The organism is Dankookia rubra (assembly GCF_004355005.1).
Taxonomy (GTDB): Bacteria; Pseudomonadota; Alphaproteobacteria; order Acetobacterales; family Acetobacteraceae; genus Paracraurococcus; species Paracraurococcus ruber_A.
The window spans coordinates 22,494-28,643 of sequence record NZ_SMSJ01000066.1 but is presented as its reverse complement, the minus strand read 5'-3'; the positions used below and the strand labels follow the sequence as shown (position 1 = coordinate 28,643).

Genomic DNA, 6,150 nt, shown 5'->3' with positions numbered 1-6,150 from the left:
CGGCGGCACGGCAGGCATGGCCGGGGCAGCGCCGGCCGGCCCGGCTGCCGGCGAGGCGGGCGGCGCGGCAACCGCCATCGCCACGGCCGCGCGCGGCTGCGGCGCCTTCCGCATCCCGAGCCCGAGCATCTGCGAGAACTGCGAGCCGCCGCGGAACAGGCCGCTGACGCTCCGCATCACTTCGAGAAAGGCGCGCAGCGGACGGTCGCGGCGCACGTCGTCCCAGTCGACCCAGGCATCGGCCCGGCCGAATACCGCCCGTACCACATGGCCTTCGTCCTCCAGGTTGCGCGGCACGAAGCGAAGCTGCACGCGCTGCTCGGTCCAGCGCAGCACCTCGGCCGGGATGTCCACGCTGCCGCCGCCTACATCGAGCGTGAGCGTGACCGGACAGTCGGTGGCCAGTCCCTCCGGCCGCGGCGCATCGAGCGCGGCGCCGCCGAGCGACAGGTCGCGCGTGCCGGCCAGCACCGTGCGGCCATCGGCCAGGCGGATGCTGCCGCGCACCTCGGCGCCGACCCGCGCCCGTTCGCGCACCTGACGCCGCTCGCGGCCGACGGCGAGGCCGGCCAGCACGGTGATCAGGCAGAGCGTGCCCCAGAAGAGGTTCAGCGCGTAGGCCTGGAATTCCAGCGAGCCGGGCGCGTGCGTGATAATGCCGACGAAGCCCCAGAGCACGCCGATCATCAGGAATCCGGCAAGCACCATGTTCGGCCCCACCGCGCGCAGGTCGAAATAGCCTTCCTGCAGCGTGCCGCCCTTGTCGGTCACGTTGAACTTGCCTTTGCGGGGATCGAGGAGGGTCGCCAGCATCACCGGCACCAGATAGACCGCGAGCACGGCTTCATAGATTTCCGACCAGAAGGAATGCCGGACATGCCCCTGCAGCCGGCTGCCGGCCATGGTCGAATGCAGGATGTGCGGCCCGGCATAGGCGAGGATGGCAAGCGGCGAGGCGGCGATCACGTTCTCTCCCAGCAGCAGCCAGGCCAGCGGCGCCGTCAGGAAGACGAAGCGCGGCAGCGGGAACAGGAAGTGGAACATCGCCATGAAGTAGCAGAGCCGCTGCGGCCAGTTCAGGCTGGGCGCGGTCAGCGGGTTCTCCGTCCGCAGGATCTGGATCATGCCGCGGCCCCAGCGCAGGCGCTGGCCGATGTGCAGCATCAGCCGTTCGGTGGCGAGCCCGGCGGCCAGCGGGATGCGGAGATAGGCGGTGCGCCAGCCGGCCTTCTGCATCCGCAGCGAGGCGTGGCAGTCCTCGGTCACCGTCGAGGTCGGCACGCCGCCGATGCCCTCGAGCGCGGTGCGGCGAATGACGGCGCAGGAGCCGCAGAAGAAGGTCGCCCCCCAGAAGTCGTTGCCCATCTGCACGAGGCCGTAGAAGAGCAGGCTCTCGTTCGGCACCGCCTCGCCGCTGGCGAGGTTCCGCTCGAAGGGGTCGGGCGAGTAGAAGTGGTGCGGCGTCTGCACCATGCAGAGCCCCTTGTCGCGCAGCATCCAGCCCATGGTCAGCTGCAGGAAGGCGCGCGTGGGCACGTGGTCGCAGTCGAAGATGGTGATGTACTCGCCCGAGGTCTTGGTGAGCGCGTGGTTGATGTTGCCGGCCTTGGCGCCCTTGTTGTCCGGGCGGATGAGGTAGCCGCAGCCGACCTTGGCGCAGAACTCGCGGAATTCCGGACGGCGGCCGTCGTCGAGCACGATGACGTTCAGCTTGTCGGCCGGCCAGTCGAGCGCGAGCGCGGCCAGCACGGTCGGCTTTACGATGTCCAGCGACTCGTTGTAGCTCGGGATATAGACGTCGACGCTCGGCCATTCGGCGAGGTCGTCGGGCAGCGGGACCGGCTTGCGGTCGAGCGGCCAGGCATTCTGCACATAGGCGATGACCAGCGCGACGACCGCGTAGATCTCCGCCAGCAGCAGGCCGGTGCCGAGGAAGGTCTGGACCCAGCCGGTGTAGTCGAGCGTGTCGCTCAGCCGCCAGAAGATGTAGCGCAGCGACACCATGCAGGAGAGCGCGGCGAGGGCGATGGTCATGGCGTGGCCGGGGATCCTGCCGAGCAGCAGCGCCAGCAGGAAGCCGCCGATGGCGAAGATGCCCTGCTGCTCGGCCGAGAGCGGGGTCAGCACGACGGTGCTGGCGATCGACAGGCCGAACAGCACCATGGCGATGCCGCCGATCCGGGTGCGCGCCAGCGGGGTGCGGGCCAGCCAGTCGCGGCGATGCTGGTGGCTCATCGGGCCCACCAGCCGGCGGCGGCTTCGACCGGCAGGGGCAGCGCGTCGGCGATGGTCCGGCCGAGGGCACGAACGTCGAGCGCCGCGCGGCTGGCCGGGGCGCTGTCCAGCAGCAGGCGCTGGGCGGCCAGCGCCTCCCCCACCGCGTCCTCGCGCGCCAGGGCGCCGAGCAGGCGCGGGCCGAGATGCCGGGCCAGCGCCTGGGCCACCGTGCGGGACAGGCGGGAGCCGTAGTCCACCTGGTTCAGCACCAGCCGCAGGCGGTCCGGCTGCGGCCCGTAGAGCGCGCCGAGGCCGAGGAAGCGGCCGCTGTCGATCTCCGGCATCAGCGCCGCGCCATAGGCGTCGGCCAGCAGCACCACCACCGTCATGGCCGCATGCGGCGCCATCAGCTCGAGCACCCGGGACGGGCCGGGCGGCAGGTCCGCCACCACGATCAGCGAGGGGTCGGCCAGCATCTCCCGCAGCGCGCCGACCAGCAGTTCCGGCGCCCGCTCGAGCATGGCAACCGTCGCCAGCGCATCGGCCATGGCGACCGTGCCATGCGGCAGCAGCGCGACCCCGGCCGCGGTCTGCCGCACCGCGTCGCGCCAGGTCAGCCCATGCGCCAGCTGCGCCAGGAAGCCGCCGCGGTCGGTCAGCGCGACCCCGAAATGCAGCCGCAGGGCGTTCTGCGGGTCGAGATCCATGGCGAGCACGCGGCACCCCTGCCGCCGCAGGGCATCGGCGAGGTTGGCGGACAGCGTGGTCTTGCCGACCCCGCCCTTGGGCGATGCGATGCAGATCAGGGGCATCTCGCGCCGGCGGCCTAGCGGGAGCCGTTGCCGGGCAGCCGCAGCCCGGCGAAGACCGGATTGGCCGCCGGCCCGCCGCGGCCGAGGTTCTGCAGGACCTCGGCCAGCGGGGTGGTCACCCGGTCCGCCGGAACCAGGCCGGGCGCCGCGGCCGGCGTGGCCGCCGCCGGCGCCAGCGGTGCCCAGGTTGCCGGAAAGGGACCCGCCGCCGGGCTTGCGGGGATCGCCGGCGCGACGGGCGCGGCCGGCGGCAGGGCTCCCGCCGCCGGGATGGCGGCCGGCACGGCGGCGGGCGGCGCGAAGGCGGCAGCCGGCAACGCCAGGGACGCAGCGGGCAGGGTTGCGACCGGCGGGGGCGTGGCGGGCCCCGGTGCGGCGAGATCGCCGAAGAGCTGCACCAGCGTGCCGCGGGCCGGCTCCCGCGTCTCGGCCACCATGGGTGCCGAGAGGGCGTCGAGCAGCGGCCAGGCCGGCGCGGCCGCCGCCGGGAAGGGTCCGGCGGGCGGCATAGCGCTGGGCGAGAGGGCCTCGGCGATCATCTTCATGGTGGGGCGCGGCTCCTCGGCTGGCATCGGAGCGACGAGGTCGTGCCCGATGGTCGCATCTAGCGCGCGATTCCTTTCCGCACCCTTTGCTTCGGGCGGGATTCGCGGCCGCACCGGCTCGTTCCCGAAGCTCCGGTACTTCAGGCCCGGCGCCCCGAGCGCCGCCGCAACCCGCGCGATGTCATTGTCCTGGGACATACCACTACAGCGTCCTTTGCTGCCTGCCACATGCAATCAAACGTCGAAAAAATAAACATATTTCCTCGAATTTCGTCCACTCCTCTCAACCAGGTGGGGTGGCATTCTCCTGCAAGGCCCAGGCGGACAGCAGAATCAGCATCGTCGAGTAGTAGTCGAACGATTCAACAATTTCGCGAGCAGACGGGTGAAACGGACCCGTTCGTCCGTCGGAGGCCGCCAGGCGGGCCACGGCGACCATGCCCGGCAAGGCCGGATAGGGCGCAGTCGAGCCGGTCTCGAGGTCCACCCAGGCCGGCGGCGGCGCGGAGGCGGTCCAGAACCGGTGCGCCTGCAGCAGGGCCGGCTCCCGCCACAGCCCCGCCCAGGCCAGCCAGAGCGGCACCCGCACCGCATCGAAGGAGAAGCGCGCCGGCCAGCCCGCCGCCGGCGCCAGCGCGGCATCCTGCCGGGCGACCTGCAGCCAGTCGGGCGGCAGTTGCCAGCGCCCGAACCGCGCCAGCCGCAGCAGCGTCAGCCCGTCCGCCGCCAGCCGGGCCCAGGCGGCATCCGGCACCGCCTGGGCCAGCAGCCGGAAGGCGGGGAAGACGTAGTAGGACAGGTTGACCACCAGGTGGTCGGTCCGCTCGAAGCCCTGGATGCCGGGCAGCAGCACGCCGAAGCTGGCCGCCGGCCGCACCAGCAGGCGCAGCAGGTCGCGGCCGATCGCCGCGCCGGCGGCGAGGTGGCCCGCATTGCCCCAGCGCTGCCCGGCCTCCAGCAGCGCCCAGGCGATGCAGAGATCGCCATCGGTCGCATTGTTCGGGTCGTCGACCGGCATCGCCGCATCCGGCCGGAAACGCCAGGCATGCAGCGCGTCGCGCGGCCGCTGCAGGGTGCGGCGGGTCCAGGCATGCAGCCGGTCGAAGCCCCGCCGGTCATCCGCCCGCACCGCCAGCAGCATGGCCCAGCCCTGGCCCTCGGAATGCGAGATCCCGCCGTTGCCGGTATCGATCACCCGGCCGTCCGGCGCGACGAAACGCGCCTGGAAGGCGGCCCAGGCCGCGCGGCCGGCATCCATCCGCGGCCCTGCCGGGTCGGCCGGCTGGGCGCCGGCCGAGGCCGGGACCATGGCCAGCAGGGCAAGGGCCCGGCGGCGGTCGGAACGGGATGGGATGGGATGGCCGGCCAGCACCGCGGAGCACCATGCCTGAGGGACCGAGCAGGCCCCATGCTGGCCGATCACCCTGGGGGTAACAACTCGAAGTAGCCAATCTATTACCCGCAGCAACCATTCCGCAGGGCGGCTCGGCCGGCCCGGGGGGCTTGCCAGCGGCGGCCGCGCGCGGTCCCCTGCCGCGCTGCGAATCCCGCGCAGGGAGGATGGACCATGACCAGGCTCGCCACATTCACCGATGCCAAGGGGCCGCGCGTCGGCGCCGTGCTGCCGGATGGCGGCATGCTCGACCTTTCGGCGGTGGCGCCGGGCGGCGCGCTGGCCGGCCGCACCCAGGACATGCTGGCGCTGATCGAGGGCGGCGCCGCGGCGCTGGCCGCGGTGCAGACCCTGGCCACCAACCCGCCCGCCGCCGCCATCCTGCCGGCCGGCGCCTGGACCCTGCTGGCGCCGATCCCCCGGCCGCGCCGCAACGTCTTCTGCGTCGGCCGCAACTACATGGACCATGTGGCGGAGGGCGACCGCACCCGCGGCATCACCAATTCCGAGCTGCCGAAATTCCCGCAATTCTTCACCAAGGCGCCCGACACCGTCATCGCGCCCGAGGACTGGATCCCCGCCCATACCGGCGTCACCCAGTGGCTGGACTACGAGGTGGAACTGGCCGCCATCATCGGCACCGAGGGCACCGACATCCCGAAGGAGCGCGCGCTCGACCACGTCTTCGGCTGGACCATCGGCAATGACGTGACGGGGCGCGACCTGCAGCGCCGCTACGGCCAGTGGTTCAAGGGCAAGTCGCTCGACCGCTCCTGCCCGCTCGGCCCCTGGATCGTCCCGGCCGGGGAGCTGGACGCGCTGAACACCGGCATCCGCTGCTTCGTGAACGGGGAGAAGCGGCAGGAGAGCAACACCGCCAAGATGATCTTCGACGTGCGCGAGATCATCCACCAGCTCTCGATCGGCTTCACCCTGAAGCCCGGCGACGTGATCATCACCGGCACGCCGGAGGGCGTCGGCTATGCCATGGTGCCGCCGAAGACCCTGCAGCCCGGCGACGTGATCGAATGCGAGATCGACGGCATCGGCCGGCTGCGCAACACGGTCCGCGCGGCCTAGGCCGAAGTTGCCCTGGCCGTACCGGGACACCATCGGTCCAGGGTTTGTCGAGCCGGCAATTTACGTCCTGCGTGTTTCCACCCAGGACGATCGCAGGCGGGCC

At 72.2% G+C, this 6,150-nt stretch carries 5 protein-coding genes; 1 reads left to right on the top strand and 4 read right to left on the bottom strand.

Annotated features, from left to right (window positions below):
* The 4 genes from bcsA to E2C06_RS27390 all read right to left on the bottom strand — a co-directional run.
* On the bottom strand, nt 1-2,235 hold a 2,235-nt coding region (gene bcsA, locus E2C06_RS27405; RefSeq protein ID WP_133291768.1), incomplete at its 3' end, for a UDP-forming cellulose synthase catalytic subunit.
* On the bottom strand, nt 2,232-3,029 hold the full coding sequence (gene bcsQ / locus E2C06_RS27400) for a cellulose biosynthesis protein BcsQ (RefSeq protein WP_133291767.1): 798 nt from the start codon (nt 3,027-3,029) through the stop codon (nt 2,232-2,234). The genes bcsA and bcsQ, both read right to left, overlap by 4 nt.
* Nucleotides 3,030-3,043: 14 nt before the next feature.
* Entirely contained in the window at nt 3,044-3,772 is a 729-nt protein-coding gene (locus E2C06_RS27395; protein WP_133291766.1) for a hypothetical protein, read from the bottom strand.
* A gap of 85 nt (nt 3,773-3,857) precedes the next feature.
* On the bottom strand, nt 3,858-4,946 hold the full coding sequence (locus E2C06_RS27390) for a glycosyl hydrolase family 8 (RefSeq protein WP_206664708.1): 1,089 nt from the start codon (nt 4,944-4,946) through the stop codon (nt 3,858-3,860).
* 195 nt (nt 4,947-5,141) lie between these two features.
* Here E2C06_RS27390 and E2C06_RS27385 point away from each other — a divergent pair, with 195 nt between their 5' ends.
* Entirely contained in the window at nt 5,142-6,047 is a 906-nt protein-coding gene (locus E2C06_RS27385) for a fumarylacetoacetate hydrolase family protein (protein WP_133291765.1), read from the top strand.
* Nucleotides 6,048-6,150 lie beyond the last annotated feature (103 nt).

What these genes read in the sequence shown, in the direction of transcription:
- bcsQ (WP_133291767.1), bottom strand. Translation starts at nt 3,029, where the DNA reads ATGCCCCTGATCTGCATCGCATCGCCCAAGGGCGGGGTCGGCAAGACC.
- E2C06_RS27395 (WP_133291766.1), bottom strand. Translation starts at nt 3,772, where the DNA reads ATGTCCCAGGACAATGACATCGCGCGGGTTGCGGCGGCGCTCGGGGCG.
- E2C06_RS27385 (WP_133291765.1), top strand. Translation starts at nt 5,142, where the DNA reads ATGACCAGGCTCGCCACATTCACCGATGCCAAGGGGCCGCGCGTCGGC.